This is a genomic window from Streptomyces sp. NPDC001594, assembly GCF_042893675.1.
In the GTDB taxonomy this organism is placed as follows: Bacteria; Actinomycetota; Actinomycetes; order Streptomycetales; family Streptomycetaceae; genus Streptomyces.
The window spans coordinates 121,109-145,904 of the sequence record NZ_JBIAVB010000015.1; the positions used below are offsets into that span (position 1 = coordinate 121,109).

23 protein-coding genes are annotated in these 24,796 nt (G+C 73.9%); 8 read left to right on the forward strand and 15 right to left on the reverse strand.

The features are described 5' to 3' along the window. Nucleotides 1–56 precede the first annotated feature (56 nt). The 5 genes from ACFY0O_RS27850 to ACFY0O_RS27870 all read right to left on the reverse strand — a co-directional run bounded on the left by ACFY0O_RS27850 (nucleotide 57) and on the right by ACFY0O_RS27870 (nucleotide 9,109). Nucleotides 57–1,343 carry an FxsB family cyclophane-forming radical SAM/SPASM peptide maturase gene (locus ACFY0O_RS27850; protein ID WP_388951484.1) on the reverse strand — a complete coding sequence of 429 codons (1,287 nt, stop codon included), beginning with the start codon at nucleotides 1,341–1,343 and terminating at the stop codon, nucleotides 57–59. 146 nt (nucleotides 1,344–1,489) lie between these two features. Then, nucleotides 1,490–1,690, reverse strand: a complete 201-nt coding sequence (gene fxsA / locus ACFY0O_RS27855; RefSeq protein ID WP_358892429.1) for an FxSxx-COOH cyclophane-containing RiPP peptide — start codon at nucleotides 1,688–1,690, stop codon at nucleotides 1,490–1,492. A 95-nt stretch (nucleotides 1,691–1,785) separates the two neighbouring features. After that, the gene (locus tag ACFY0O_RS27860) at nucleotides 1,786–5,964 is read right to left on the reverse strand and encodes an SAV_2336 N-terminal domain-related protein (protein ID WP_388951487.1); all 4,179 of its coding nucleotides are present in this window, start codon (nucleotides 5,962–5,964) and stop codon (nucleotides 1,786–1,788) included. 6 nt (nucleotides 5,965–5,970) lie between these two features. Continuing rightward, nucleotides 5,971–6,999, reverse strand: a complete 1,029-nt coding sequence (locus tag ACFY0O_RS27865) for a MoxR family ATPase (protein ID WP_358892431.1) — start codon at nucleotides 6,997–6,999, stop codon at nucleotides 5,971–5,973. Nucleotides 7,000–7,045: 46 nt separating this feature from the next. Next, a complete protein-coding gene (locus tag ACFY0O_RS27870) occupies nucleotides 7,046–9,109 on the reverse strand; it encodes a trypsin-like peptidase domain-containing protein (protein WP_388951490.1) in 2,064 nt (687 codons plus the stop codon). A gap of 142 nt (nucleotides 9,110–9,251) precedes the next feature. Between ACFY0O_RS27870 and ACFY0O_RS27875 the strand changes: the two genes are divergently transcribed. Continuing rightward, nucleotides 9,252–9,437, forward strand: coding sequence for a DUF6104 family protein (locus ACFY0O_RS27875; RefSeq protein ID WP_010061466.1), 186 nt, complete (start codon nucleotides 9,252–9,254; stop codon nucleotides 9,435–9,437). Nucleotides 9,438–9,515: 78 nt separating this feature from the next. On the opposite strand, the gene sodN is transcribed toward ACFY0O_RS27875, so the two are convergent. Then, on the reverse strand, nucleotides 9,516–9,911 hold the full coding sequence (gene sodN / locus ACFY0O_RS27880) for a superoxide dismutase, Ni (RefSeq protein ID WP_007266490.1): 396 nt from the start codon (nucleotides 9,909–9,911) through the stop codon (nucleotides 9,516–9,518). Nucleotides 9,912–10,083: 172 nt separating this feature from the next. Between sodN and sodX the strand changes: the two genes are divergently transcribed. Continuing rightward, on the forward strand, nucleotides 10,084–10,503 hold the full coding sequence (gene sodX / locus ACFY0O_RS27885; RefSeq protein WP_358892433.1) for a nickel-type superoxide dismutase maturation protease: 420 nt from the start codon (nucleotides 10,084–10,086) through the stop codon (nucleotides 10,501–10,503). On the opposite strand, the gene ACFY0O_RS27890 is transcribed toward sodX, so the two are convergent. Beyond that, a complete protein-coding gene (locus ACFY0O_RS27890; protein ID WP_358892434.1) occupies nucleotides 10,407–11,036 on the reverse strand; it encodes a CGNR zinc finger domain-containing protein in 630 nt (209 codons plus the stop codon). The two genes, sodX and ACFY0O_RS27890, sit on opposite strands and share 97 nt — an antisense overlap. Nucleotides 11,037–11,128: 92 nt before the next feature. On the opposite strand from ACFY0O_RS27890, the gene ACFY0O_RS27895 reads away from it, so the two are divergent. After that, complete coding sequence (locus ACFY0O_RS27895) at nucleotides 11,129–11,902, forward strand: methyltransferase domain-containing protein (protein ID WP_388951494.1); 774 nt, start codon at nucleotides 11,129–11,131, stop codon at nucleotides 11,900–11,902. Between the two features lie 64 nt (nucleotides 11,903–11,966). On the opposite strand, the gene ACFY0O_RS27900 is transcribed toward ACFY0O_RS27895, so the two are convergent. Genes ACFY0O_RS27900 through ACFY0O_RS27910 form a run of 3 tightly spaced genes read right to left on the reverse strand, consistent with a single transcriptional unit; the run spans nucleotide 11,967 to nucleotide 14,675 of the window. After that, complete coding sequence (locus tag ACFY0O_RS27900; protein ID WP_358892456.1) at nucleotides 11,967–12,719, reverse strand: amino acid ABC transporter ATP-binding protein; 753 nt, start codon at nucleotides 12,717–12,719, stop codon at nucleotides 11,967–11,969. Nucleotides 12,720–12,739: 20 nt separating this feature from the next. Next, on the reverse strand, nucleotides 12,740–13,696 hold the full coding sequence (locus tag ACFY0O_RS27905) for an amino acid ABC transporter permease (RefSeq protein WP_388951497.1): 957 nt from the start codon (nucleotides 13,694–13,696) through the stop codon (nucleotides 12,740–12,742). Nucleotides 13,697–13,727: 31 nt separating this feature from the next. Beyond that, on the reverse strand, nucleotides 13,728–14,675 hold the full coding sequence (locus tag ACFY0O_RS27910; RefSeq protein ID WP_388951498.1) for an ABC transporter substrate-binding protein: 948 nt from the start codon (nucleotides 14,673–14,675) through the stop codon (nucleotides 13,728–13,730). A 526-nt stretch (nucleotides 14,676–15,201) separates the two neighbouring features. Here ACFY0O_RS27910 and ACFY0O_RS27915 point away from each other — a divergent pair. From ACFY0O_RS27915 to ACFY0O_RS27930, 4 genes are all read left to right on the forward strand, one after another. Next, nucleotides 15,202–16,404 (forward strand): NADP-dependent malic enzyme, encoded by a 1,203-nt coding sequence (locus ACFY0O_RS27915; RefSeq protein ID WP_388951500.1) that lies wholly within the window; start codon nucleotides 15,202–15,204, stop codon nucleotides 16,402–16,404. 466 nt (nucleotides 16,405–16,870) lie between these two features. Then, nucleotides 16,871–17,833, forward strand: coding sequence for a zinc-binding dehydrogenase (locus tag ACFY0O_RS27920; protein ID WP_388951502.1), 963 nt, complete (start codon nucleotides 16,871–16,873; stop codon nucleotides 17,831–17,833). 74 nt (nucleotides 17,834–17,907) lie between these two features. Continuing rightward, nucleotides 17,908–18,117, forward strand: a complete 210-nt coding sequence (locus ACFY0O_RS27925; protein WP_042818984.1) for a helix-turn-helix domain-containing protein — start codon at nucleotides 17,908–17,910, stop codon at nucleotides 18,115–18,117. Then, entirely contained in the window at nucleotides 18,117–18,677 is a 561-nt protein-coding gene (locus tag ACFY0O_RS27930) for a Clp protease N-terminal domain-containing protein (protein WP_388951504.1), read from the forward strand. The genes ACFY0O_RS27925 and ACFY0O_RS27930 overlap by 1 nt, the downstream gene beginning before the upstream one ends. A gap of 1 nt (nucleotide 18,678) precedes the next feature. On the opposite strand, the gene ACFY0O_RS27935 is transcribed toward ACFY0O_RS27930, so the two are convergent. The 3 genes from ACFY0O_RS27935 to ACFY0O_RS27945 form a co-directional block, all read right to left on the reverse strand. After that, on the reverse strand, nucleotides 18,679–19,566 hold the full coding sequence (locus tag ACFY0O_RS27935) for a helix-turn-helix transcriptional regulator (protein ID WP_388951506.1): 888 nt from the start codon (nucleotides 19,564–19,566) through the stop codon (nucleotides 18,679–18,681). A gap of 1 nt (nucleotide 19,567) precedes the next feature. Next, nucleotides 19,568–20,494 carry a DUF4097 domain-containing protein gene (locus ACFY0O_RS27940; RefSeq protein ID WP_388951509.1) on the reverse strand — a complete coding sequence of 309 codons (927 nt, stop codon included), beginning with the start codon at nucleotides 20,492–20,494 and terminating at the stop codon, nucleotides 19,568–19,570. Between the two features lie 1,566 nt (nucleotides 20,495–22,060). Further along, nucleotides 22,061–22,993 (reverse strand): LysR family transcriptional regulator, encoded by a 933-nt coding sequence (locus ACFY0O_RS27945; protein WP_358899375.1) that lies wholly within the window; start codon nucleotides 22,991–22,993, stop codon nucleotides 22,061–22,063. A gap of 224 nt (nucleotides 22,994–23,217) precedes the next feature. Here ACFY0O_RS27945 and snpA point away from each other — a divergent pair, with 224 nt between their 5' ends. Continuing rightward, nucleotides 23,218–23,883, forward strand: coding sequence for a snapalysin (gene snpA / locus ACFY0O_RS27950; RefSeq protein ID WP_388951511.1), 666 nt, complete (start codon nucleotides 23,218–23,220; stop codon nucleotides 23,881–23,883). A 42-nt stretch (nucleotides 23,884–23,925) separates the two neighbouring features. Here the strand turns inward: snpA and ACFY0O_RS27955 are convergent, their stop codons facing one another. Together ACFY0O_RS27955 and ACFY0O_RS27960 are read right to left on the reverse strand one after the other, a co-directional pair. Beyond that, nucleotides 23,926–24,123: a hypothetical protein gene (locus tag ACFY0O_RS27955; RefSeq protein ID WP_388951514.1), complete on the reverse strand. Its 198-nt coding sequence runs from the start codon at nucleotides 24,121–24,123 to the stop codon at nucleotides 23,926–23,928. A 36-nt stretch (nucleotides 24,124–24,159) separates the two neighbouring features. After that, nucleotides 24,160–24,744: a dihydrofolate reductase family protein gene (locus ACFY0O_RS27960; RefSeq protein ID WP_388951516.1), complete on the reverse strand. Its 585-nt coding sequence runs from the start codon at nucleotides 24,742–24,744 to the stop codon at nucleotides 24,160–24,162. Nucleotides 24,745–24,796: the final 52 nt, after the last annotated feature.

The following is a 24,796-nucleotide window of genomic DNA, read 5'->3' on the forward strand; positions in this document are numbered from 1 at the left end:
CCGGGCGAGGGGGGCGGGGGCGGGGGGCCGGGGGGAGCGGGGCGGGCCGGGGTGGGTCATGAGGCGGCCCGCCGGGTCGTGGCGGCGGTGTGGACCGCTCGGGCGATGTGGCGGATCAGGGCCTGGAGGTCCGCGCAGTACACGGACGGCTGCCGGAAGCCCTCCCCCTCGCGGTAGCGGTGCGGGTAGTGGCCGCCGCCGCAGACCTCGACCAGCTCGCAGGAGAGGCAGTCGTCGGCGAGGGCCTCGCGGCCGAGCTGGCGGGCGGCGAAGCCGGGGTGGTCGAGGAGGTCGTCGAAGCTGTGGGTGTCCAGGGTCATGCCGGTGGCCGCGGCCCCTTCGTAGGCGGACTTCAGGGAGTCGGCCTGCTCGATGCTGCCGTCGGTCTCCACCACGGCGGTGGCGGCGGGCGCCAGGCCGAGGCTCTCGGTGGCGGCGGGGAGGCCCAGCAGCAGTGCGATGACCTCCTCGAAGATCCGGATCCGGGTACGCCGGGCCGCTTCGTGCCACCAGCGTTCGAAGACGGCGATCAGCCAGTCCGCGTACGGGGTGCCGGGGCTCCGCCCGGTGCGGCCGGGCGGCGGGGTGCTCCAGTTGGCCAGGGGCAGCAGCAGGCCGATGGCGGGCGGGGCGAAGGCGAGGAGGGACTCGTACGTCTCCACCGGGTCCTGCGCGATGTCGGCGACGCACAGCACCCCCGCGTAGCCGGCCGGGTGGCGGGCCAGCAGCCGCAGGCCGCGGGCGGCCGCGCCGAAGGCGGGCCGTCCGGCGTGGTCCACGCGGCGGGCGTTGTGGGCGGGGAGCCCGCCGTCGAGGCTGACGCCGACGCGGATCCCGGCGGCGGCCAGGGCGGTGATCCGGCCCCGGGTGAGCAGGGTCGCGTTGGTCTGGACGCTCGCGGTGACCCGGGTGCGGGGCGAGCTGCGGGCCAGGGCGGCGCGTACCGCCTCGACGGGGGCGGCCAGGTCGGCGGGGGCCGCGAGGAGGGGTTCGCCGCCGTGCAGGACGAGGTCGACGCGGGGCAGTTCGTGGGCGGCGGCGTGTTCGGCGATGCGTTCGGCGGCGCGCAGGGCGGTGGCGGGGGCCATGGCGGCGGGGCGGGTGCGCCAGCTCTGGTCGGCCATCTCGTAGACGTAGCAGTAGGTGCAGGCGAGGTTGCAGCGGCTGTGCGTCTTGAGCACGAACTGCCGTACGGGGTGCGGGCGGTGGCCCGCGGCACGCAGGGCGGGGACGTCGAGCCGGGTGTAGGGCCAGGGGGCGTGGAGGGCGTGGGCGCCGGCGGGGTCGCGGGGCGCGGGCGGCGGGTGCGGGGGCGGGGGGCCGCCCGTGCTCGCTCGGTCCATCGCCCGTACCTCCTCCCCCGGCCACCGCTGGGGGATCCGGCCCCCGGGACGGTCCATCCCTGCCCTTCGCGAGGGGCCGGCTAACGGCGGAAAGTGGTCAACTCCGGGCGGTCCGGGCCGGTGTGGGGCGGCCGGCGGGGCACGGGTCAGGCGACGCCGGAGTCGAAGGCGTTGAGGATCTCGGCCGGGTGGGTCACCCGTTCCACGAGCCCCTCGACGACCTCGGCGAGCACCGGGTGGGCGATGCCGCGCAGGGCGGCGAGGTCGAGCCCGGAGAGGTCGGGGAGCTGCCCGGCACAGGGGCGGGGGTCGGGGGGCGCGGCCACTTCCTGACGTCCGGTCACCATGGGCTTCCCGTCCCCCTGTCGCACCGTGGAATGTGGAATGTCGTGGAATGCCGTGGTCCACTGCCCTTTCCCGCGGTCCGGCGGGGGGAAACGGCTCATCCGCCGCTCTCCAGGGCGTGGATCCGCGTCCGGACGGCTCCGGCGTGCTCGCCGTCCGGCAGTCCCTGGCGCTGCCACAGCTCCAGGGCGGCCCGGTAGGCGTCGAGGGCCGCGCGGGGGCGGGCCAGGCGCTCCAGGACCCCGCCGCGCAGTTCCTGCACGCGGGCGGCGAGCCGGAGGGCCGCGCCGGTGTCGTCGGTGGCGTCGGGGCCGTCGGGCTCCTCACGGGCCGCCTCCAGGGCGGCGCGCCAGGCCCGGCGGTAGGAGTCGGCCGCGCGGTCGAGGCGGTCGGTGGTGCGGGTGTGGGCGTGGATCTCCTGCTGGACGTCGCCGTGGTCGCGCCAGGCGCGGGCCCGCTCCAGGGGGTGGTGGCCCTGCCGGACGGCGAGCTCCAGCAGGTACTCGGCCTCCCGGAGGTCGACGAGGTCCCCTTCGTAGCCGTGCCGCAGCCGCAGCCCGGAGGCCAGCCGCTGCAGCCGGTACGCGGCTCCGGGGTGGGACTGGGCCACCGCCGACCGGCTCTCGCGCAGCACCCGTACGGCGGTGGAGGCGAAGCGGCGGCCGTCGGCGGCCCGGGCCCGCTCCAGGAGCACGTCGCCCCACTCGGGCAGCAGGCCGGCGTAGGCGTCGCCGTCCCGGGGGATCAGCCGCCGGGCCCGCGCGTAGGCCTCGGCCGCCTCCTCCAGGGCCGCGGGATCCCCGTCACGGTCGTAGCGCGCCCGGTGCACGCGGGCGAGGCACAGCAGCGCGGCCAGCCGCAGCTCGGGCTCCCCGACGCCCTCGTCGAGCGCCCGCAGCAGCTGGGCCCGCGCCTCTTCGAGCCGCCCGGGCAGATACCGCAGCGCCCCGGCCAACGCCACCCGCACCCGCACAACCCGCCGCCTCCGCCCCCCGGCCCCGGCCCGCCCCCGATCGCCCCTCCCGGCGCCGGCCGCCCCGACCCGACCCCGGTCGTCCGCCCCGGCCCGGCCGCCGCCGACCGCCCCGGCCCCGGTGGAGGCGGGGCCAGTGTGCCCGGGCTCCCCGGCCGGGACCCCGTCCGCCCCCAGGGCACCACCTCGGGCGGCGCCTCCAACCCGGGTGACCGCCCCGGCCCCGGGGAAGGCGGGGTCCGTGTCCTGGCCGGACTCCCCGGCCCGGGCTTCGTCGGCCCCGGCCGGCGCTCGGGTGGCGGCTCCAGGCGGGGTGGGCGTTACGTCCCGGCCGGAGGCTCGCGGCCCGGTGGAACCCGTGTCCGCGTCACGGCCGGCCCCGGCCCGGTGCGCCGCTCCGGTGGCGGCGGGACCCTCGCCCGTGCCGTGGGCGGGCTCGTCGGGCCCGGCCGGCGCCCGGGTGGCGTCTCCGGCCGGGGTGGGCGGTCCGTCCTGGGCGGGTGCCCGGGGCCCGTCGGACCTGCCCGGGTCCGGCGGGGCGGCGGCGCCGGTCGCGGGGGTGTGCTCGTCGGGGCGGGGGTCGGCGGGCCGTGGGGTAGTGGCGGGGCCGTCGCCCTCAGGTGCCCCGGCCTGGTCCGTCGCAGGGGCGGTGGCCCCGTCGGGGGTGGTCCCGGTGGGAGGCGGGGTGCCGTCACGCTCCGGGGCCCCGGCGTGGGCGGGGGCGCCGGAGTCGGGTGCGGCGGCGGCTGCCGCGGCGGGTGTTGGGGGCGGGGGGGTGTCGGGGTGGTCATCCCGCGCCGCGGGCGGGCGGTCCGGGTCGGCCTCCAGTAGGGTCAGGGCCCGCTCCAGGGCCGCCGCCGCCCGTTCGGCCAGGGCCGTGCGGTCGGACGGGGACGGGGTGCGGGTCAGGAGGGCCAGCAGGGTCGTACCCAGGGCCAGCAGGACGTCCGGGTGCGTGGCCGCCGGCGGGTCGGGGGCCAGCGGTTCCAGGGCGGCGAGGGCCTCGTGCAGCGGGCCGGTGTCCGACCGGACCTCGCTCAGCCGGATCAGGCTGCGGGCCCGCCGCACCGCGCAGTCCGCCCGAAGCTCCGCGTCCTGCGCGGCGGCCCCGGCGGCGGCGAACTCCCGCGCGGCGGCGGCCAGCAGCGCGTCCCCGTCGGGGCCCGCCGCCAGGGCCCGCTCGTACAGCACCCGGCCCAGCGCCGCCCGGCCCCCGGCGGTCCGCAGCCCGGTGACGGCCCGTTCGGCCTCCTCCAGCAGCTCCGGGTCCCGCTGGACCGCCCACAGCCGCAGCAGCACCCCGGCCAGCTCGGCCTCGGCCTCCTCGGGCGGGTCCCCGGGCCCGGCCGGGACCGCCGCGGCCCGCCGCAGCAGGGCGGCGGCGTCGTGGAGGTGGCGGGTGTCGCCGTCGGCTTCGGCGAGCCGGAGGCGTTCGCGGGCCGCCCGTACCGACGGGGCGCGCCCGGCCGGGACGGGCGCGGGCGCCGGCTCCGGGTCCTCCCCCGGCGGCCCGGGCAGGTAGCGGCGTACGACCTTCGCGGAGACCTGCGCGAAGGCCTGCGGCAGCGGCCCGACCCCCTCGGCCCCCTCCGCCCCTTCGGCCCCCTCCGCCCCCTCCACAGCCGCCTCCCCCGGCTCCCCCGCCGGAACCCCGGTCAGCTGGGAGACGGCGAGCGCGGGGAAGTTCCGCACGCCCCGGCCGAAGTGCGCCAGGACGTACTCCGAGCAGTGCTTGAGGACCAGCGCGGCCTCGTCCCGCCCCAGCGGCCCCAGCAGCACGTCCTGCACCCCCGGCACGAACTCGTACCACGGCCCGGCCGCTGCGCCGGAGCGCCGCAGCAGCCCGCTGAGCAGCACCTCCGCGAGGTCGGACGGCTCCGAGTCGGGCAGCATCGTCCGCTGCACCAGCCGCATCACGGGCAGGGTCAGCGGCGCCGCCGACAGGTACACGGCGAGCTGGACGGCGCCGGGCGCCGCGGAGGAGCGGAAGCGGCGCACCAGCTCGCCCGGCGGCCGCGCGGTGCGGGGCAGCGGTACGGGGGCGGCGGGGTGGCGGGCCAGGACCCGGCCCACCTCGGCCGGTACGGGCCCCGCGCCGAGGCCCGCGACGAGCCGGGCCCAGGCGCCGAGGGCGGTCGCGTTCGGCGGGAGCACGGGCACGGTGAGCCCGCCGGTGGGGCGCCCGGGCCGGGCGGGCCGGTCCGGGCGGAACCTCAGCCCGGACCCGCCTCCGGACGCGCCCCCGGACCCGGGGCCCGCGCCGCCCGGCCCGGCACCACCGCCCGAGGCCCGTTCCAGCACCCCGCGCTCGGTCGGCAGCCAGCTGCGGTTCCACAGCCGCTGCGGCAGGGGCTGGACCACCGCGCAGGGGGCGCACTCGGCCCAGCGGTGCAGCAGCCGCTGCGCCGCACCCTCCCGCCAGACCGGCCCGGCGCAGTCGGAGACCACCATGGTCAGCGTCCGCCCGGTGGGGTCGCGCAGCTGGTCGCCGGAGCGCACCCCGGCGGTGGGCGCGGGGCCGCGTCCGACGGCGGCGGTGCCGTCGGGGAGCCGGTGCAGGTAGTGCACCTGGACGTCCCGGAAGGCGCCCAGCCGCTCGCACACCGCCCGCAGTTCGTCGAACATGTCCTGCCACACCGCCATGGACGGGGAGGCGTCCATCACCAGCCGTACGGTCGCCTCGCGGCGGCTCTCGGGCCGGAAGACGGGCAGGACCAGCCCGAGGGCGCGGGCGCTGGCCTCGGCGGTGGCCGTCTCGTCGAGGACGGTGCGGGTGGGCGGGCCGGGCGGCCGGTGGCGCTGGAGGACGCGCAGGGCCCGCTGGATGTCGAGGATCCGGGGCAGGGCGGCCGCACCGGGCACCCGTACGGGGACCCCGGCGGCGACGGGGACCTCGGCGGCGGGCGCGGTGTCGGGGGCGAGGGTGCCGGCGGGGTGGAGCGCGACGGGGTCCTCGGGCGCGTCCTCCTCACGGGTCCGGGCGGGCGGCGGCGCCCCGTCGCCGGCCGGGGGGCTCGTGCCGGCGGGGCGCCCGGAGGCCGGCCGGGCCCTCCCCGGCGCCCGGGCGGGCTCCGGCCCCGGCTCGGCCGCACGGGTGGCCTCGCGGGTCCGGGCGGCCAGCCAGAGGGCGTCGGCGAGCTCCTCGGGCGACGGATCGAGCCCGACGGCCCGAAGCAGCCCGGCCAGCACCCGCACCCCGGGGTCCCCGGGCTCCCCGGACACGCCGGACCCGGACCCGGGCCCTGCGGGGTCCCCGGGGTCGTGCGGGCCGGCGGCCGGGGGGTCGGCGTGCTCTGGGGGCACCGCCGCTCACCTCGGGCGGTCGAGGCGCTGGATGAGGAGGTCCGCGAGGTCCTCCCGGCTGGGCGGGGAGGCGTAGTGGGTGAGGTAGATCGCGTTGAGCAGCTGGTCGGCGGCGACCAGTTCGGAGCGGGAGCGGCTGAGGAACTCCCGGATCAGGTCGGCGCCGAGCCGGGCGGCCTCCTCCCCGAGGTGGGCGCGGACCATGGTGGCGAGGCGCTTCTCACCGGGCTGGCCCAGCTTCAGCTGGATGCAACGGCGCAGCAGGGCGGCGGGGAAGTCCCGTTCGCCGTTGCTGGTGAGGATGATGAAGGGGAAGGCCCGGCAGCGGATCCGGCCGTCGCGCACGGTGGCCTTGGTGCCGTCGTCGGTGAGGACCTGGACCTCGGGCTCGGCGTCGGCGACGCGTTCGAGCTCGGGCAGCGTGAACTCGCCCTCCTCCAGCACGTTCAGCAGGTCGTTGGGCAGGTCGATGTCGCTCTTGTCGAGTTCGTCGACGAGCAGGACGCGGGGCCGGGCGGTGGGCAGCAGGGCGGTGCCGAGCGGCCCGAGCCGGATGTACCTGCCGATGCCGGGGGGCGTCGCCGCGGCGGCCCCGCTCCCCCGGCCGGCCCCGCTCGCGGCGATCTGCACGTCCTGGAGCCGGGCGAGGGCGTCGTAGCGGTAGAGCCCCTCCTGGAGGACGGTCCGGGACACCACGGGCCAGCGCAGCACGCGGCCGAGTTTCAGCTCGTGGGCGACGGCGTGCGCGAGGGTGGACTTGCCGGTGCCGGGGTAGCCGGTGACCAGCAGGGGCCGGCGCAGGTAGAGGGCGGCGTTGACGGCCTCCAGTTCCTCGGGCTCGGGCCGGTGCAGTTCGGCGGCCTGCCGGTGGGCGCCCAGGCGCCGCGCCACGTTCCCGTCGGCGGCCGCGGCCGCCGGGCCGGGTTCGGCGACGGGACCCCCGTCGAAGTCCCGCCAGGGCGGCGGGTCGGGCAGCGTCTCGATCCCGTCGTGGGGTTCGCCGACTCCCCGGTAGATCAGCCATTCGTCGTTCACTGCCGCTCCCCTCCCACACCCCGGCCGTTCTCCTGCGGTCCCCGCCTCAAAGGTCCCCCTGCAGCGGTTCGTCCTCCGGCAGGGGGCGGTCCGGGTCCTCCCAGACGAGGGCCAGCCCGGCCGCCCAGTACGCGTCGGGGTCCGCCCCGTGGGCCCGCTGCCGCAGGGCTTGGAGGCGTAGCGGGAGGACCGTGCCCCGGGCCGCCTCGGCGAACTCCTCGTGCAGCCCCCGGTGGAAGGGCGCGCAGGAGGCCGAGGGGTCCGCCGGGGGCCGCCGGCACACCGCCACCCCGTACCCGGCGTCCCGTACGGAGTGCAGGGCGCCCAGGGTCGGTTCGGCGGCGGGGTCCCGGCAGAGCACCGGCACGACGGTGTCGGGCAGCCCCTGGAGCCAGCCCGGGGACGGGCTGCGGGGGCGGCCGCGCGAGCAGTCGGCGCGCTGGTCCAGCAGGGGCCCGGCCTGCACCCGCGCCCAGCGTGCGCGGGCGGCGGGGCCGGCGGCCGCGTCCGGGTGGCGCAGGACCACGGGCCGCTGCGCTCCGACGGGGACGCCGCCCGAGACGGGCCACTCGTCGAAGGCGAGCCCGAACAGTTCGGGGGCGACGGCCACTTCGAGGAGCGCGGCCGTCTCGTGGTTGTCGCAGCGGCGGAAGCCCTCGGCGAGCGGGGCCCGCAGCGCCTCGGGCAGGCCCGCGAGGGTGGCCCGTACGCCGGCGGCGACCGGGGTGATCCGGCCGGGGCGGGCGGGGCCGGCCAGGACGGACACCCGCCAGTCGTAGACGTCCTCCCAGCCGTGCGCCCAGGCCTCCAGCAGGACCGAGGGTCCGGCGGGCAGGCCCTGGGGCGGCCGGGCGCGGCCCAGCGCGGCCCGTCCGGCGGCCTGCCGGCGGCGCCGGTCCCGTTCGGCCAGGCCCCGTTCGTGCTGTTCGGCCAGCTCCCGGCGCAGCGGCCGCCACAGCCGTTCGGCGGTGGCCCGTACCCAGTCCCACAGCTCCTCGTCGGCGCCGGGGGCGGGCGGTTCACGGTGGTCGGCGACGCTGACGCCGGTGGCGTAGCGGAGCATCGCGGCGGCCTCGCCGCCCGCGCCGGGCGGGTCGTGCAGGAGGCCGAGGCCGTCGCGCCAGCTGAGGGGGGCGGGGAGGGTGGTGTCGGGTTCCTCGCCCCGGGCCCGTTCGGCGAGTTCCCGTACGGCCTCGGAGGATCCGGGCGGCGGCAGTTCGGCGAGGAGCCCGCACAGGGTGGTCCGCTCGCCGGGGGTGAGCCGGCCGCGCCCGCCGTAGGGGTCGCTCTCGCCGTCGGGGAGCAGGTCGTGGACGTCGGTCCAGGTGCGGCGGTTGTCGAGATCGCTCAGATGCCGGTCGTAGTGGTACAGGTCGTGGGCCTGCATGACCCGGCGGTAGAGCCCGGTCTGCCCGGTCGCGGCCATGGGCAGGGTGCGCAGCTGCGCCACGGACACGGCGAGCCCGCCGCCGCCCGTGTGCCGGCGGGCCTTGACGACGCCGACGACCTCCCCGCGCGTCAGGTCGACGACGGGCCCGCCGGACATCCCCGCCTCGATCTCGTCCTCGTCGCCCAGCCGGATGGCGGCGCCGCCCCCGGCGAGGCCGCGCAGCCGGGTGGTGCGGCCGGTGATCTCGCGGATGCCGAGTTCCTCGGTGCAGCCGAAGTAGGCGGCCTCGTCGAGGCGGGGCCTGGCCCGGTCGGTGAGCCAGACGCAGGTGTGGGTGACGGGTGACAGGACGCGGACCAGCGCGAGGTCGGGCAGGTCCCACAGGGCCCGCCGGCCGGGCCGGCGTTCCTCCAGCCGTTCGGGCAGGACGCACTCCACCCGCCCGGCGACCGTCCCGTCGGCGGTGGTGTCCCCGCCGGGGAAGAAGCTGATGCCGACCTCACGCCCGGCCAGACGCACCCCGGCACCCCCTTCACCGACGACGTGCGCGCACGTGAGGACCCAGCCGGGGGCGATGAAGAAGCCGCTGCCCCAGGTGGGTCCGGTCCCAGCGCTGTCATACCCGCCCGGGGCCGCGTGGACGCGTACCGTGGCGGCCCGGACCAGGGGTTCGAGGAGCTCGAAGGCGCGCGCGGACCCGACCGTGCGCCCGTCCGGCATCCCGAGACCCCCCTCCCCCGCCCGCCCCATCGGCTCCGTCCACGCTAGCGCCGGGGGCGGGAAGGCGGGAGGTGTCGCAGGGGACCCGGATTATCCTGGCGGGAAACACACCCCACTCTTCCTACATGGCACGGAGCCCGACTTGTACTTCACCGATCGCGGCATCGAGGAGCTGGAGAAGCGGCGCGGCGAGGAGGAGGTCACCTTCGAGTGGCTCGCCGAGCAGCTCCGCACCTTCGTGGACCTCAACCCTGACTTCGAGGTCCCCGTCGAGCGCCTGGCCACCTGGCTGGCCCGGCTGGACGACGAGGACGACGAGGACGAGTAGTCCGCAGTCCGCAACGACCGAGGGGCCCGACCGCACGCGGTCGGGCCCCTCGGTGGTGGTGCCGGGGGAAGGCCTGGATCAGGCGGCCTTCGTCTCCCAGAAGATGCGGTCGATCTCGGCGATGAGCTCGAGGGCCTTGGCGCCGGTCGCCGGGTCGTTGGACGCCTTGGCGGCCGAGAGGGCCTTCAGGGTGTCGTTGACCAGGGTGTGCAGCTGGGGGTACTTCTCGAAGTGCGGGGGCTTGAAGTAGTCGCTCCACAGCACCGAGACGTGGTGCTTCGCGAGCTCGGCGCGCTGCTCCTTGATGGTGATGGCGCGCGCGCGGAAGTCCGCGTCCTCGTTGGCCTGGTACTTCTCCTGGACGGCCTTGACGGACTCGGCCTCGATGCGGGCCTGGGCCGGGTCGTACACGCCGCAGGGCAGATCGCAGTGGGCGGAGACCTTCACCTTGGGGGCGAAGAAGCGGGAAAGCATGGAGTGGGTCCTCCTCGTGATCGTCTTCTCAAGGGTGGAGATTACTCGCTGAGAAGACGGAAATCGCGGGCGCCCCCATGGGCTTAGGACAAAAGTCCAGCCTCCGCCGAGGACGGGTGAGCGAACCTACGGGGTCGTGCGGCACCATGCGGGCAGGACGAGGAGGCTTCGGATGGCGGAGAGCGGGCGGGCGCGGGTGCGCGTCGGGATCACCGAGGTGGTGGGGCCGTCGATGGTGCCGACGCTGCTGCCCGGGGACCGGATGGTGGTGCGGTACGGGGCACTGGTCCGGCCGGGTGACGTGGTGGTGTTCCGGCATCCGCTGCAACAGGACCTGCTGGTGGTGAAGCGGGCGGCAGAGCGGCGGCCGGGCGGCTGGTGGGTGCTCGGGGACAACCCGTTCAACGAGACCGGGGACAGCACCGACTACGGCGCCGTCCCCGACGAGCTGGTGCTGGCGACGGCCGTGCTGCGGCTGCGGCCCCGCCCGGCGCATCAGAGTTCGCTGAGGGCGCGGCTGTCCTGGGCGCTGTCGGCAGTGCGGCCGCTGCGGGCGGACTCCTCGGCCTCCAGGCGCTTGCGGGCGCGGTAGGCGGCGACGTTGGCGCGGGTGGCGCAGCGGTCGGAGCAGTAGCGCCGGGAGCGGTTGGTGGAGGTGTCGAGGTAGGCGTTGCGGCAGGGCGGGGCCTGGCAGAGGCCGAGCCGGTCGGGGCCGTGCTCGGTGAGGTGGAAGGCCAGCCCGAAGGAGGCGATGGCGGCGTAGCCCGCGGAGGCGTTGGAGGGGTGGTCGGCGAGGTGGATGTGCCAGTCGGGGCGTCCGTCGGGGCCGACGAGGTCGTGCCCGGAGACCTGGGGGCTGACGGGGAACTCCATGAGCAGGGAGTTCAGCAGGTCCACCGCGAGGACGTGGTCGCCGCTGTCGGCGGCCTCGAAGACGGCGCGCAGCCGGCCGCGGACGTTGCGGAAGCGGGTGACGTCGGTGTCGGTGACGCGGCGGGCCATCTGCGTGCTGGGGCCGAAGAGGGCACGGACGTCGTCCGCCGAGGTCAGGGCGTCCTTGTTGCGGGCCGGCTCCTCGGTGTTGACCAGGCGCACGGCATAGTCCGAGTAATGGGCCAGTTCCACTTGTAGTCCTTACGGCTGCGGGTTAGGGTCGGTCACGGCCGCCGGTAACGGCTGCTCTCAGTTCGAGGGTATTACGTATGGAGGGGTTCGGGATGACGGATACGGTGACTGGCTCGTTCGGTACGGACTGGCAGGCCTGGCAGGACAGCTGGGACCGCCAGCAGGAGTGGTACATGCCCGACCGCGAGGAGCGGTTCCGGGTGATGCTGGACATGGTCGGGGCGCTGACCGGCCCCGCCCCCAGGGTGCTGGACCTCGCGTGCGGTACGGGAAGTATCACGGACCGCCTCCTCGAAAGGTTCCCGGAGGCCGTCGCCACCGGGCTGGATCTCGACCCCGCCCTGCTGACGATCGCCCGGGGCCACTTCGCGGGCGACGACCGGGCCACCTTCGTCACCGCCGACCTCAAGGACCCCGACTGGCGGGCCGCGCTCCCGTACGACTCCTACGACGCCGTCCTGACCGCGACGGCCCTGCACTGGCTGCACAGCGACGAGCTGGAGGTCCTCTACGGGCAGATCGCGGAGCTGGTCCGCCCGGGCGGGGTGTTCATGAACGCCGACCACATGCCCGACCCCTCCACCCCGCTGATCAACGCCGCCGACCGGGCGCGGCGGCACGCCGGGATGGACCGGGCGAAGGCGGCCGGGGTCCTGGACTGGCGCGACTGGTGGGCGCTGGCCGCCGCCGACCCGGTGCTGGCCGAACCGACGAAGGCCCGCTTCGCGATCTACGGGGAGCACGCCGACGGGGACACCCCCGACGAGTTCTGGCACGCCCGCACCCTGCGCGAGGCGGGCTTCGCGGAGGCCCGCACGGTCTGGCGCTCCCCCTCGGACGCGCTGGTCCTAGGTCTGAAGCAGTAACTTTCCGGCGGCAGCGCGAAGGGGGCGGTACGGGGTCTCCCGTACCGCCCCCTTCGGCCGAGCGCTACAGCACCTTGGAGAGGAACGCCTTGGTGCGGTCGTGCTGCGGGTTGCCCAGCACGTCGCGCGGGTGGCCGGACTCGACCACGACGCCGCCGTCCATGAAGACGAGGTTGTCGCCGACCTCGCGGGCGAAGCCCATCTCGTGGGTCACCACGATCATGGTCATGCCCGACTCGGCCAGGTCGCGCATGACGTCGAGGACGTCGCCGACCAGCTCGGGGTCGAGGGCCGAGGTGGGCTCGTCGAAGAGCATCAGTTTCGGCTCCATGGCCAGCGCGCGGGCGATCGCCACGCGCTGCTGCTGGCCGCCGGAGAGCTGGGTCGGGTAGTTCCCGCCCTTGTCCCCGAGACCGACGCGGTCCAGGAGCTTGACGGCGCGCTCGCGGGCCACCGCCTTGGACTCGCCCTTGACCATGACCGGGGCTTCCATGACGTTCTCTATGGCCGTCATGTGCGGGAAGAGGTTGAAGCGCTGGAAGACCATGCCGATGTCCCGGCGCTGGGTCGCGACCTCGCTGTCCTTCAGCTCGTAGAGCTTGTCGCCCTTCTGCTTGTAGCCCACCAGCTGGCCGTCGACCGAGAGCCGGCCGGCGTTGATGCGCTCCAGGTGGTTGATGCACCGCAGGAAGGTGGACTTGCCGGAGCCGGACGGGCCGACCAGGCAGAACACCTCGCGGGGGGCGACCTCGAGGTCGATGCCCCGCAGGATGTGGGCGGCGCCGTACGACTTGTGGACGCCTTCGGCCTTGACCATCGGCTGAGCGGTCTTGGCGGTCATCGCGCGACCTCCGTACGGCGGAACATGTTCAGGTTGGCCTTCAGCCGTTCGAACGGCGTGGGCGGCAGGGTGCGCTGCGCGCCGCGGGCGTAGCGGCGCTCCAGGTAGTACTGGCCGACGCTGAAGAGGCTGGTCAGGGCCAGGTACCAGATGGAGGCGACGAAGTACATCTCGATGACGGCGCCGGCGGTGCTGCCGATGTTGGAGCTGGCCCGCAGGAGTTCGGTGTACTGGACCGCCGAGACCAGGGAGGAGGTCTTCAGCATGTTGATGAACTCGTTGCCGGTCGGCGGGATGATCACGCGCATGGCCTGCGGGAGCACGACACGGCGCATGGTCTGCGTCTGGGTCATGCCCAGCGCGTGGGAGGCCTCGCTCTGGCCCTCGTCGACGGACTGGATGCCCGCGCGGACGATCTCCGCCATGTAGGCGCCCTCGTTCAGGCCGAGGCCCAGGAGGGCGACCATGAACGGGGTCATGACGTCGACGGTCTCGTTCTTGTAGATCGGACCGAGGTTGATGTACTGGAAGATCAGCGGGAGGCTGAACCAGACCAGCAGCTGGACGTAGACCGGGGTGCCGCGGAAGAACCAGATGTAGAGCCAGGCCACGAAGCTGGTGACCGGGTTCTTCGAGAGGCGCATCACCGCGAAGAGGATGCCGAGGGCGAGGCCCAGCGCCATCGAGGTGATGCTGATGATGACGGTGTTGCCGAGGCCGCTGATGACCGAGGAGTCGAACAGCTTGTTGCCGACGGTCGCCCAGATGATCTTGCCCTGGGAGAAGGCGTAGACGAGCCACGCCAGCAGCACGGCCACGACCACGGCGCTGATCCAGCGGCCGTAGTGCCGTACGGGGATTGCCTTGATGGCCTCGTAGGGGGTGGTGCCCGAGGCGCCGGGCCCGGCCGGCGGAGTGGCGTCCGCCGGACCCTTGTCGATCTTGTCAGTCACAATGACTGCCCTTCAGTGGAGCGCTTCGGTGTTACTTGCCGGCGTTGATCGTGGCGGACTGCACGGCGCCGTCCTTCACGTTCCACTTCTCCATCACCTTGGCGTAGGAGCCGTCCTTGATGATGGCGTCGACGGCTTCCTTGAGGGCGTCGCGGAGCTGCGTGTTGTCCTTGGAGACCGCGATGCCGAAGAGGCCGACGTCGGACTGCTGGCCGCCGACCTCGAAGTCGTTGCCGCCGCCCGAGGTCTTCGCGATGTACGAGGTGACCGGGAAGTCGTTCAGGTCGGCGACGGCGCCGCCGGCCTTGACGCGGGTCTGCGCCTCGGCGTCGGTGTCGAAGGCCTCGATGGTGAGCTTCTTGTCACCGCACTTCTCGGCCTGGGCCTTGAAGGTGTCCTCGTAGACGGTGCCGCGCTGGACGGCGACCGTCTTGCCGCAGAGGTCGTCGAGGGACTTGATGTTGTCCGGATTGCCCTTCTTGACCAGGAGCGAGACGCCGGAGGACATGTAGTCGACGAAGTCGACGCCCTTGCCGATCTTCTGACCCTTCTCGTCGAGACCCTCCTGTCGGCGCTTGTTGTCCGTCATCGAGGACATCGCGACGTCCTGGCGGCCGGTCTCCAGGGAGGTGATCAGGCCGTCGAAGGTGCCGGAGGTGAACTGGAGCTTGACGCCGAGCTGCTTGCCGAGCGCCTCGGCGATGTCCGGGTCCACACCGACGATCTTGCCGTTGTCGACGAACTCCATCGGCGCGTAGGCGGTGTCCGAGCCGACCTTGATGACACCCGCGTCCTGGATCTTCTTCGGGAGCTTGGAGAAGAGCGGGGCGCTCTTGTCCGCCGTGCCCGAGCCGGAGGAGGACTTGTCGGTCTGGTCGCCACAGCCGGTGAGGATCAGGGCGCCGGCGACCGCGATCGCGCCCACCGCGGCGATCCGGGACCGGGCGGCGGTCGTACGACGGGTGGTGCTTGCGGTCATGAGCTGGTTCCTCCGACAGGGGTGGAAAAGCATCCGAGAACAGGTCGAGCACGCACCATCGAGCGCCGCGACCTTGTGTGATTACGGCATCTTGCCATTCGGACTGACGCATTCAGGGTGCCCGTGAGGTCAAAATCAGATAACGGGCGCCCCCGACTACCCAACAGGACTGCGGGCAAGGCCCCTCGGAGCCGCACAAACCGCCGTGACCTGGCATTTTCGCCTCACTATTTGCGGCGCGTCTCAGGTACTGGACAGCAACCTTTGGACTTTTGGCCAAAACCAGGACAAGGACCCTACGATCAGTCCGGAATCGACTCGTCTGGGCGTGTGCTCTTCGGGTAGAACAGATCCTTACACCCCTCATCCGGGGCTCAGGGCGCGCGTGCGGCGCGCCCGCGCGTACGAACCTCCCCTCCGCGGAGACGGGCCAACCGTCGATGCGGAGTACGGACGCGGTGCCCGCCCACCCCTTAACCAGGAGTGGCCACCCTCAATGATCAAAGGACTTAAGGGGTCACACGAAGTGGCAGCGGAGATCGTCAACCCTCGCAGTGACAGTGCGACGGACAACAACCCCGATGCGGTGTTCGCGCTGCACCGGGGCGGCAAGATGGCCATCCAGGCCACTGTGCCCGTCAAGGACAAGGATGACCTGTCCCTGGCCTACACGCCCGGCGTGGCGAAGGTGTGCACCGCCATCGCCGAGCAGCCCGAGCTCGTGAACGAGTACACCTGGAAGTCCAACGTGGTCGCCGTCGTCACCGACGGTACGGCCGTGCTCGGACTCGGTGACATCGGTCCCGAGGCCTCCCTCCCCGTCATGGAGGGCAAGGCGATTCTGTTCAAGCAGTTCGGCGGCGTGGACGCGGTGCCGATCGCGCTCGCGACCAAGGACACGGACGAGATCGTCGAGACGGTCATCCGTCTGGCGCCGTCCTTCGGCGGGGTGAACCTGGAGGACATCTCCGCCCCCCGCTGCTTCGAGATCGAGCGGCGCCTCCAGGAGGCCCTCGACATCCCGATCTTCCACGACGACCAGCACGGCACGGCCATCGTGACGCTGGCCGCCCTGCGCAACGCGGCCAAGCTGACCGGCCGCACCCTCGGCGACCTGCGCGCCGTGATCGCGGGCGCCGGCGCGGCGGGCATCGCCATCGCCAAGATCCTCGTGGACGCGGGCATCGGCGACGTCTGCGTCACCGACCGCAGGGGCGTCGTCTCGGCGGACCGCAGCGACCTGACGGACGTCAAGGCGGAGATCGCGGGCCTGACCAACAAGACGGGGCTGACCGGCACGCTGGAGGAGGCCCTCGCGGGCGCGGACGTCTTCATCGGCGTCTCCGGCGGCACGGTGGGCGAGGAGGCCGTCGCCACGATGGCGCAGAACTCCTTCGTCTTCGCCATGGCCAACCCGAACCCCGAGGTCCACCCCGACATCGCGCACAAGTACGCGGCGGTCGTGGCCACGGGCCGTTCGGACTTCCCGAACCAGATCAACAACGTGCTGGCCTTCCCGGGCATCTTCGCGGGTGCCCTGAAGGTCCGCGCGACCCGCATCACCGAGGGCATGAAGATCGCCGCCGCCGACGCCATCGCCGGTGTCGTGGGCGACGAGCTCGCCGCCGACTACGTGATCCCCTCGCCGTTCGACGAGCGCGTCGCCGAGGCCGTCACGGCCGCGGTCGCCGCGGCCGCGAAGGCCGACGGTGTGGCCCGCCTCGTCTGAGTGGCGAGCGGGGCCCCGCGGGGCTGAACGGGTGAGGCCCGGCCGGAGTGATCCGGCCGGGCCTCTTCGTGTACGGAGGGCCGCCGCGCAGGGGAACGCACCCTCCCCGCCCCCGAACGGGGAGGGGGACGTCCCGGGTCCTTCGCCGCGGCCGGCCGTGGGCCTCCTCACCGGCTCGACCGGACACGACCGGGTACGAGCGGGCGCGCGGAAAGAGCGCGCGAAGGGCGCCCCGGGAACGCAGAAGGAGTGTGCGGGGCACGCGACACGATCATGACGAGCCACCGCATGGCCTGAATATTACCCCCATCCGGAGCCTGTCGATCTCTTCCGTTTAGGCCTATGGAGACCCACAAACCACATGGCACCGACGGTAGTTGAGAGACCTCACTCCGCTTCCAGTCCGATCCGTCCGCACCCCCGCGCCCCTGGCCATGGGCCCTACCGACCGGTAGCCTCTGGCGCCATGTTCGCTGCCTACGCCGCCCGAATCGACCGAGACCAGCCCCTGAACGGCCTTGAGCTGGGCGAACGCCCGGCCCCCGAGGCCCGCCCCGGCTGGGTGACCGTCAACGTCAAAGCCGCCTCGCTCAACCACCACGACCTGTGGTCCCTGCGCGGGGTGGGCCTGGACGCCGACAAACTGCCCATGATCCTCGGCTGCGACGCGGCCGGCACCGACCAGGACGGCAACGAGGTCGTCCTGCACTCCGTGATCGGCCAGAGCGGCCACGGCGTCGGCCCGGACGAGCCCCGCTCGGTGCTGACCGAGCTCTACCAGGGGACCTTCGCCGAGCAGGTCAGCGTCCCGGCCTGGAACGTGCTGCGCAAGCCCGCCGAGCTGTCCTTCGCGGAGGCCGCCTGCATGCCGACGGCCTGGCTGACGGCGTACCGGATGCTCTTCACCAACGCCGGGGTCCGCCCCGGCGACTCGGTCCTCGTCCAGGGCGCGGGCGGCGGGGTCGCCACCGCCGCGATCGTCCTGGGCAAGGCGGCGGGCCTGCGGGTATACGCCACCAGCCGGGACGAGGCCAAGCGCAAGCGGGCGGTGGAACTGGGCGCGATCGAGGCCTTCCCGCCCGGCGCCCGGCTCCCGCACCGGGTGGACGCGGTGATCGAGACCGTGGGCGCGGCCACCTGGTCCCACTCCGTCAAGTGCCTGCGCCCCGGCGGCACCCTGGTCATCTCCGGCGCCACCAGCGGCGACACCCCTCCCCAGGGGGAGCTGCGGCGGATCTTCTTCCTGGAGCTGAAGGTGGTGGGCTCGACGATGGGCACCAAGGACGAGCTGGAGGACCTGCTGGCCTTCTGCGCGACCACCGGGGTCCGCCCGGTCATCGACGAGGTCCTGCCGCTGGACCGCGCCCGCGAGGGCTTCGAACGCCTCGAGTCCGGCGACCTGTTCGGAAAGATCGTCCTCACGGTCTGAGCGGCCGGCGGGTCCGGGACGCCCGCTTGTCAATCAAGGTTGACACCCCTCCCATGTCAACCTAGATTGACACCATGACCGAAGCCACCGATCTCGCCGAACGGGCCGGAGACCGGGACCCCCGCGTGGGCCTGCGTGCCGTGGCCGCCCTCCGCCGGCTGCTGGAGCAGCTGGAGGCCGTCCAGGTACGCAGCGCCCGCGCCCAGGGCTGGTCCTGGCAGGAGATCGCGGCCGAACTCGGCGTCAGCCGGCAGGCCGTGCACAAGAAGCATGGGAGGCTCTGATGTTCGAACGCTTCACCTCGGACGCGCGCGACGCGGTGACGGGGGCGGTGGCCCGGGCCCGCGAGGCCGACGCCGCGACCGTCACCGAGGAACACCTGCTGCTGTCCCTGCTGGACCTGGGCGCGCTGGACGCCCTGGACGTCGACGGCCCCGCGATCACGGCGGGTCTCGCGGCGGCCGGCCGCCGGGGCGGGATGTCCCGGGCCGACGAGGAGGCCCTGGCGGGCCTGGGCATCGACCTCTCGGAGATCGTCGCCCGGATCGAGGAGACCCACGGCGAGGGCGCCCTCACGCCCCCGGCGCCCCGCAGGCGCGGCCCGGGCGCCTTGCTCCGCACGGCCCTGGGCCGCCCGGAGCCGGTCCGCCGCCACGTACCCCTCACCCAGGGCGCGAAGAAGACCCTGGAGCAGTCCCTGCGCATCGCCCTGGGCCGGGGGGACCGCCATATCGGCGCCCCCCACCTGCTCCTGGCCCTGCTCACCCGCCCCGGCACGGTCTCCGAGGTCCTCGCGGACCACGGAGTCACCTACGCACGGGTGGAAACCGCCCTCGCGGCCTGACCTACGCGCCCGGCCGCAGCCCCGCCTCGATGCGGGCCGCCGCGGCCGCCAGGTGGGCACGGGCCTCGGCCAGCTGGGCCGGGGTGACCCCGTGGTCGCGGGCCGCGTCCCGGATGTCGTCACGGAAACGGTCCAGCAGCCGGTCCAGGTCGCGGGCCGGGTCCGGCCCGGGCGCCAGGTCGTCGGCCCACGCCGAACCCGACGGGCCCGGGGCGGTGGGCGTCTCGGGCGCGGCGGAACCGCCACCGCCCAGCCAGGCCCCGGCCAGGCTGCCGAACACCCCGCCCGTCTTGCCGAGCTGCTCCTGGAGCTGCGCGGCGATCCGCTGCACCTCCTCACGGGCCCGCTCCTGGGCCTCCTTGGCCTGGCGGCGGGCCTGCTGGGCCTCCTCACGGGCCCGGCGGCTCTCGTCCTTGGCCCGGCGGGCCTGCTCCTTCCACTCCTGGCGCGCCTTGCGGAGCTCCTCCTTGGCGGCCTTCCAGGACTCGTCCTCCGGGTGCGTCGCCGAGGCGTTGGCCGCGGCCAGCATCTCGCGCCGCAGATCACCGGCGGCGCCCCGGACGTCGTCGCGGATCTCCGCGGCCAGCTCGGAGACCGAGTCGCGGATCTCCAGCTCCAGGTCGGCCAGCTCCCCGCCCCGGTCGGCCAGCTCGGCACGGCCCGCCTCGGTGATCGAGTACACCTTGCGCCCGCCCTCGCTGGCGTACGTGACGAGCCCCTCGGCCTCCAGCTTCGCCAGCCGCGGGTACACCGTGCCGGCGGAGGGCGCGTACAGCCCCTGGAAGCGCTCCTCCAGCAGGCGGATCACCTCGTACCCGTGGCGGGGCGCCTCGTCCAGCAGCTTGAGGAGGTAGAGGCGGAGGCGGCCGTGGGCGAAGACGGGCGGCATGTCAGAGCACCTTCTTGTCGAGCTGGAGGGGCGCGGAGGCCTCGGCGTCCGCCTGCGGGCGGCGCAGCACGGCGATGGACCCGGAGACGGTGGTCGCCCGCAGGGTGCCGGAGCCCTTGCCGAGGGTGCCGGTGATCCGCTTGGCGCCCAGCTGGCCGGTGACGCGCAGGTCCTCGAACCCGTTGGAGACGCTGCCGGTCGCGGTGTTGGCCTCGACCTTGGCGTCGGCGGGGTGCGGGAGGCGGATGGCGACCTGGCCGGAGACGGAGTTGAGGAAGATGTCCACCGGCTTGGCGGCCGCCGCCCCGTCGAGGGCGAGGTCGATGAGCATGTCACCGCTGACGGAGTCGGCCCGTACGCTGCCGCCGGCGCCGTCGACGACCGTGAGGCCGCCGGAGACCGAGTGGAAGCCGAGCTCACCGGTGACGGACTGCGCCTCGACGCTGCCGGACACGGTGTGCGCCTTGACCCGCCCGGAGAGCCCGACCAGGGTGGCGTCGCCCGAGACCCCGGTGACGTCGGTGGCGCCGGAGATGCCGGAGACGAACGCGGTCGCGCTGACGGCGGCCAGCTGGACGGCGGTGGCGGCGGGCACGGTCAGCGTGACGGTGACGCTGCGCTCCCAGGCCTTGCGCCCGTCGGAGGAGGAGCCGGACCAGGACTTCCAGGGCTTGCCCTCGAACCACTTCTTGAACCCCTGGGTGCCGTTCCAGGGCAGGTCCTCGTAGGACACGGTGAGCGTGCCGCCCTCCTGCACCACCTGCAGCGGGGGCCCGTCGACCTCGGTGACCTCCAGCCGCGCGGGCCCGTCCTCGGAGGCGACGACGTTGACGGTGCCGCCGACCACACGAACCCGCAGGTCCGTGACCGGCTGCTCGAAGGCGAGCCGCTGGGGGGCGGGGACGGACCAGGTCATCTGCTCAGGCATGGTGCTGCTCCTCCTCATGGACTGACGAAGCACGCAACATATCGCGTCTTCTGTAGAACACGATATATCGCGGTCGACCGAAGTCAAGCACTCCGCGCTCGCGGGGCGGGGTCCCGGGGCGGGGTGGGGCGGAACGACGGGACTCCGGCCGGGCGGTGGCGCGATGGCCGGGCGGGGCCGGGGGGGCGGGGTGTGACCTGGGCGGTCTCAGAGCAGGTCTGGGGGTTTCCCGTCAGTCCCACTGTCCTTCCGGTTCGGGCCGGCCTGTCAAGGGCGCTCCTTCGTCGCGTCGCTCCGCGATGGCCTTCGGCCACCCTTGACAGCCCGTCCCGCCCCGGAAAGACAAGGACTGCCGGGAAGCCCCCAGAAGAACGGGCCGGTCCTACCTTGACCATCCGGCTCCCTCAGCGATGAGGCGGCCCGCCGGGCGCCGCCTCGCCGGGCATCCGGGCCGACGTGCATGCCATTCGGAGCCGCCCTCCGCCCCAGATCGCTACGCGCTTCTCCCGTCTCAGCGTCCGACGACCGCCTGGGGTTGCTGCTGTCGCCAAAGGACGACGGATTCGCCATCCGGGGCGGAGGGCGCACCAGATCGCTACGCGCTCCTCCCGTCTCGGCGTCCGGCGGCCGTCCGGGGTTGCTGCTGTAGCCGAAGGCCGACGGATTCGACATCCGGGGCCGGTGGGCGCCCCAGATCGCTACGCGCTCCTCTCGTCTCAGCGTCTATCAGCCGTCTGGGGTTGCTGCTGTAGCCAGATGCCGACAGACGGACCATCAGGCACCCTCAGGCGCGCCAGATCGCTACGCGCTCCTCCCGTCTCAGCGTCTGACGGCCGTCTTGGGCCGGGATGCTCTGCGGATCGGCTTTTGGTGCCGTCACCAGCCCCAGACGGCCGCCCGACGCCGAAATGTCGGCAGCGCGTAGCGGTCTGACGCGCCCAGGGGCTCCGGATGCCGTCCTGTTCGTCATTTGGTGCAGGTAGCAGCCCAAGACGGGCGGCAGACGCCGAAATCTGGCCAGCGCGTAGCGATCTGATGCGCCTGGCGGCTTCGGATGACGATTCCGTCGGCCTTTGCTGTGGGGATCAGCCCCAGACGGCCGCCGGACGCCGATAAATGAGAAGCGCGTAGCGATCTGGGGCGCCCACCGGCCCGGATGACGACTCCGTCGTCCTTCGTCGACAGCAGCAACCCCAGACGGGCGGCAGACGCCGAGACGAGAGAAGCGCGTAGCGATCTGGCGCGGAGGGCGGCCCCGAAAGGCATCCATGTCGGCCCGGTTGGGATGTCTGCCGACCCCCGGCCACCCCGTCTCATCGCTGAGGGAGCCGCATGCCCATCACACATCCGTCCCGTTCCTTTGGGGGTTTCCCGGCAGTCTTCGTTTTTCCGGGGCGGGACGGTCTGTCAAGGGTGGCCGAAGGCCATCGCGAAGCGACGCGACGAAGGAGCGCCCTTGACAGGCCGGCCCGACGCGGAAGGACGAAGACTGCCGGGAAACCCCCAAGACAGCTCTGAGACCGCCCCGCTGGAACCCCGCCCTCCCCCCCCAGCCGCGACGGCGCCCTACGCCACCAGCAGCGAGCTCCCCTGGCGGGACAGCCACGCTCGGTAGGGCGGGGTGCCCAGGGCCGCTTCGCGGTAGGCGGCGCGGAGGTCCTCGTAGGCCTCCGCGTGTTCCCCCGGGCGGGTGGCCAGCAGGAGGCGGACCGCCAGGGGGTCGCCCTGTAGCGGGCGGATCGCCATGTCGTCGCGGGGGCCCGACGTCGGCTGGCACGGGGCCACCGCCTCGCCGGAGACGATCAGGGAGGCCGCCGTGTGGTAGTCGGCGTGCAGGACCTGCGGGGTCAGGCCGGCGCGGGCGAACACGCGCCGCAGGCCGTCCCATTCGCCGTCGACCGAGGGGTCCACCGTCCAGCGGTCCCCGGCCAGGTCCTCTAACTCCACCACCGCCGAGCGGGCCGCCGGATGGTCCAGGGACATGGACACGAACTGCGGCTCGCGCTCCATCAGCACCCGCAGTTCCAGCCCGCCCGGCACCCGCAGCGGGCTGCCCTCCACCTCGTGCACGAACGCCACGTCCAGCTGCCCGGCGGCGGTCATCCGCAGCAGCGCGTTGGCCGAGACGTCGACCACCAGCGTGGTCTCCGTCTCCGGGGCGCGCCGGTGGAGCCGGCGCAGCCACCCCGGCAGGGCCCGGCTCGCGGTCGAGCCGATCCGCAGGCGCGGCCCGTGGGCGGCGGCCCGCGCGTCGGCGACCAGTGCGGCCATCTCGGCGAGGAGCGGCCGCGCCCGTCCGAGTACCGTGCGTCCGAAGGGAGTCGGTCGGCAGCCGGTGCGCTCGCGCAGGAACAGCTCGCCCTCCAGGGCCCGTTCGATCCGGCGCAGCTGCGTCGTCAGGGAGGGCTGGCTCACGCCGAGCTGCCGGGCGGCCTTGTGCAGGCTGCCGGCGTCGGCGATGGCGCACAGCGCGCGCAGGTGCCTCACCTCGAGCTCCATGACCCGAGGGTAGGCGGGCCCCACGGGACCGCACCAGCCGCCGATAGCCCCCCGAATCCCGCCATTCTCACGCTAGTTGACCAAGGTAAATCTCTCCGAAACCTCCCGATAGGGCGGTGTTATCGGCCTCTGACATCATCCGCAGTCCCCTTCGGCTCCCGCAGACTCCGGTACCGGATGACCCATCCACCCCCCACTGCACCTGATGAGTAGGAGCCCCCCACATGCGCCACTCCCGCAGGACCATGCTGTCCGTCGCCTCCGTCGGCCTGGGTGTCGCCGCCGTCCTCGGCGGCGTCGTTCCGAGCGCGACGGCCGCGACCCCGGCGGGCGGCAGCCCGGCGAGCTACTCCGCGTACGAGCGCTCGCAGGAGAACCAGGCCGCCAACAAGGCGTTCTTCGAGGCCGTCCAGCGCGCGGTGGCGGAGCAGCGTGCCGCGAACCCGAGCGCGACGGCGGTCGTCACGGTCACCTACAACACCCGCAACGCGCCCAGCTTCCGTACCCAGATAGCCAATTCGACCCGCATCTGGAACGGCTCGGTCTCCAACGTGAAGCTGCAGGAGGTGGCGTCGGGCGGGAACTTCTCGTACTACGAGGGCAACGACTCCCGTGGTTCGTACGCGAGCACGGACGGGCACGGTCGGGGCTACATCTTCCTGGACTACGCGCAGAACCAGCAGTACAACTCCACCCGCGTGACGGCGCACGAGACGGGTCACGTGCTGGGCCTGCCGGACCACTACTCGGGTCCGTGCAGCGAGCTGATGTCGGGCGGCGGCCCGGGCACCTCGTGCACGAACGCCTACCCGAACAGCACCGAGCGCTCACGCGTCAACCAGCTGTGGGCCAACGGTCTGGTCGGCTCGGGTCTCGGCACCAAGGGCTGAGCCCGCCAGGGACTCGCCCGGCCCGCACGTGCCCGCGGAGGGTCATCCCTCCGCGGGCAGGTGCCGCGGGCAGTCCGGGTCGGGGCAGGGGCCCGGGCCCCACGTGGGTACGAAGATCCCGAGGGACTTGTGGCGGCGGACCACCGTCTCCACGGGGGTCCCGCAGGCCGGGCAGGTCCGCTGTTCGTGCCCGGCCTGCGGGGCGACCGTCGGGTGCGCGCGTTCTCGTTCAGCGGCCATACCTCCACGGTAGGCCGGTTCCGCGCGTCCGCCCGGTCAGCGCTTGACGGTGTACGCGGTGACGACCTGGCCGCCGCCGAACGCGGTGCAGCCGGTCAGCTCCAGCTCCCGCACCCCGAAACCGGTGCGGGACATCGGCATGCCGGTGCCCACCACGACCGGGTAGGTCTTGACGACGTACTCGTCGATCTCGTCGGCCAGCTGGGCCGCGAGGTCGGCGCCGCCGCACAGCCAGATGCCGAGCCCGTCCCGCGCCTTGAGCCCGCGGACCTCGGCGGCGATGTCCCCGCTGATCAGCCGCACGTCGGGGGCGGGTGCCTCGGTGAGGGAGCGGGAGACGACGTACTGCTCCCGGAAGTGGCCGTAGGGGCTGGTCATACCGGCCTTGAGGCCCGGCTCGTAGGTGCGGCGGCCCATGATCACCGCGTCGAACCGCTTGGGCGGCACGTCGGCGAGGCCGAGGTGGGCGCGGCCGGCGGCGGCGATGGTCTCGGGGTATTCGGCGATCAGGTGTCCGACGAACTCCTGGTCGGCGTAGGCGTACATGAAATCGGCATCGCCGTCCGGGGCTCCGATGAACCCGTCGACGGTGGTGGCGATGAAGTACGTGAGCTTGCGCAAGCGGGGCTTCTTCCGTGAGGGGGTGCCACGCTCCGTGGCACGACAGTCAAAG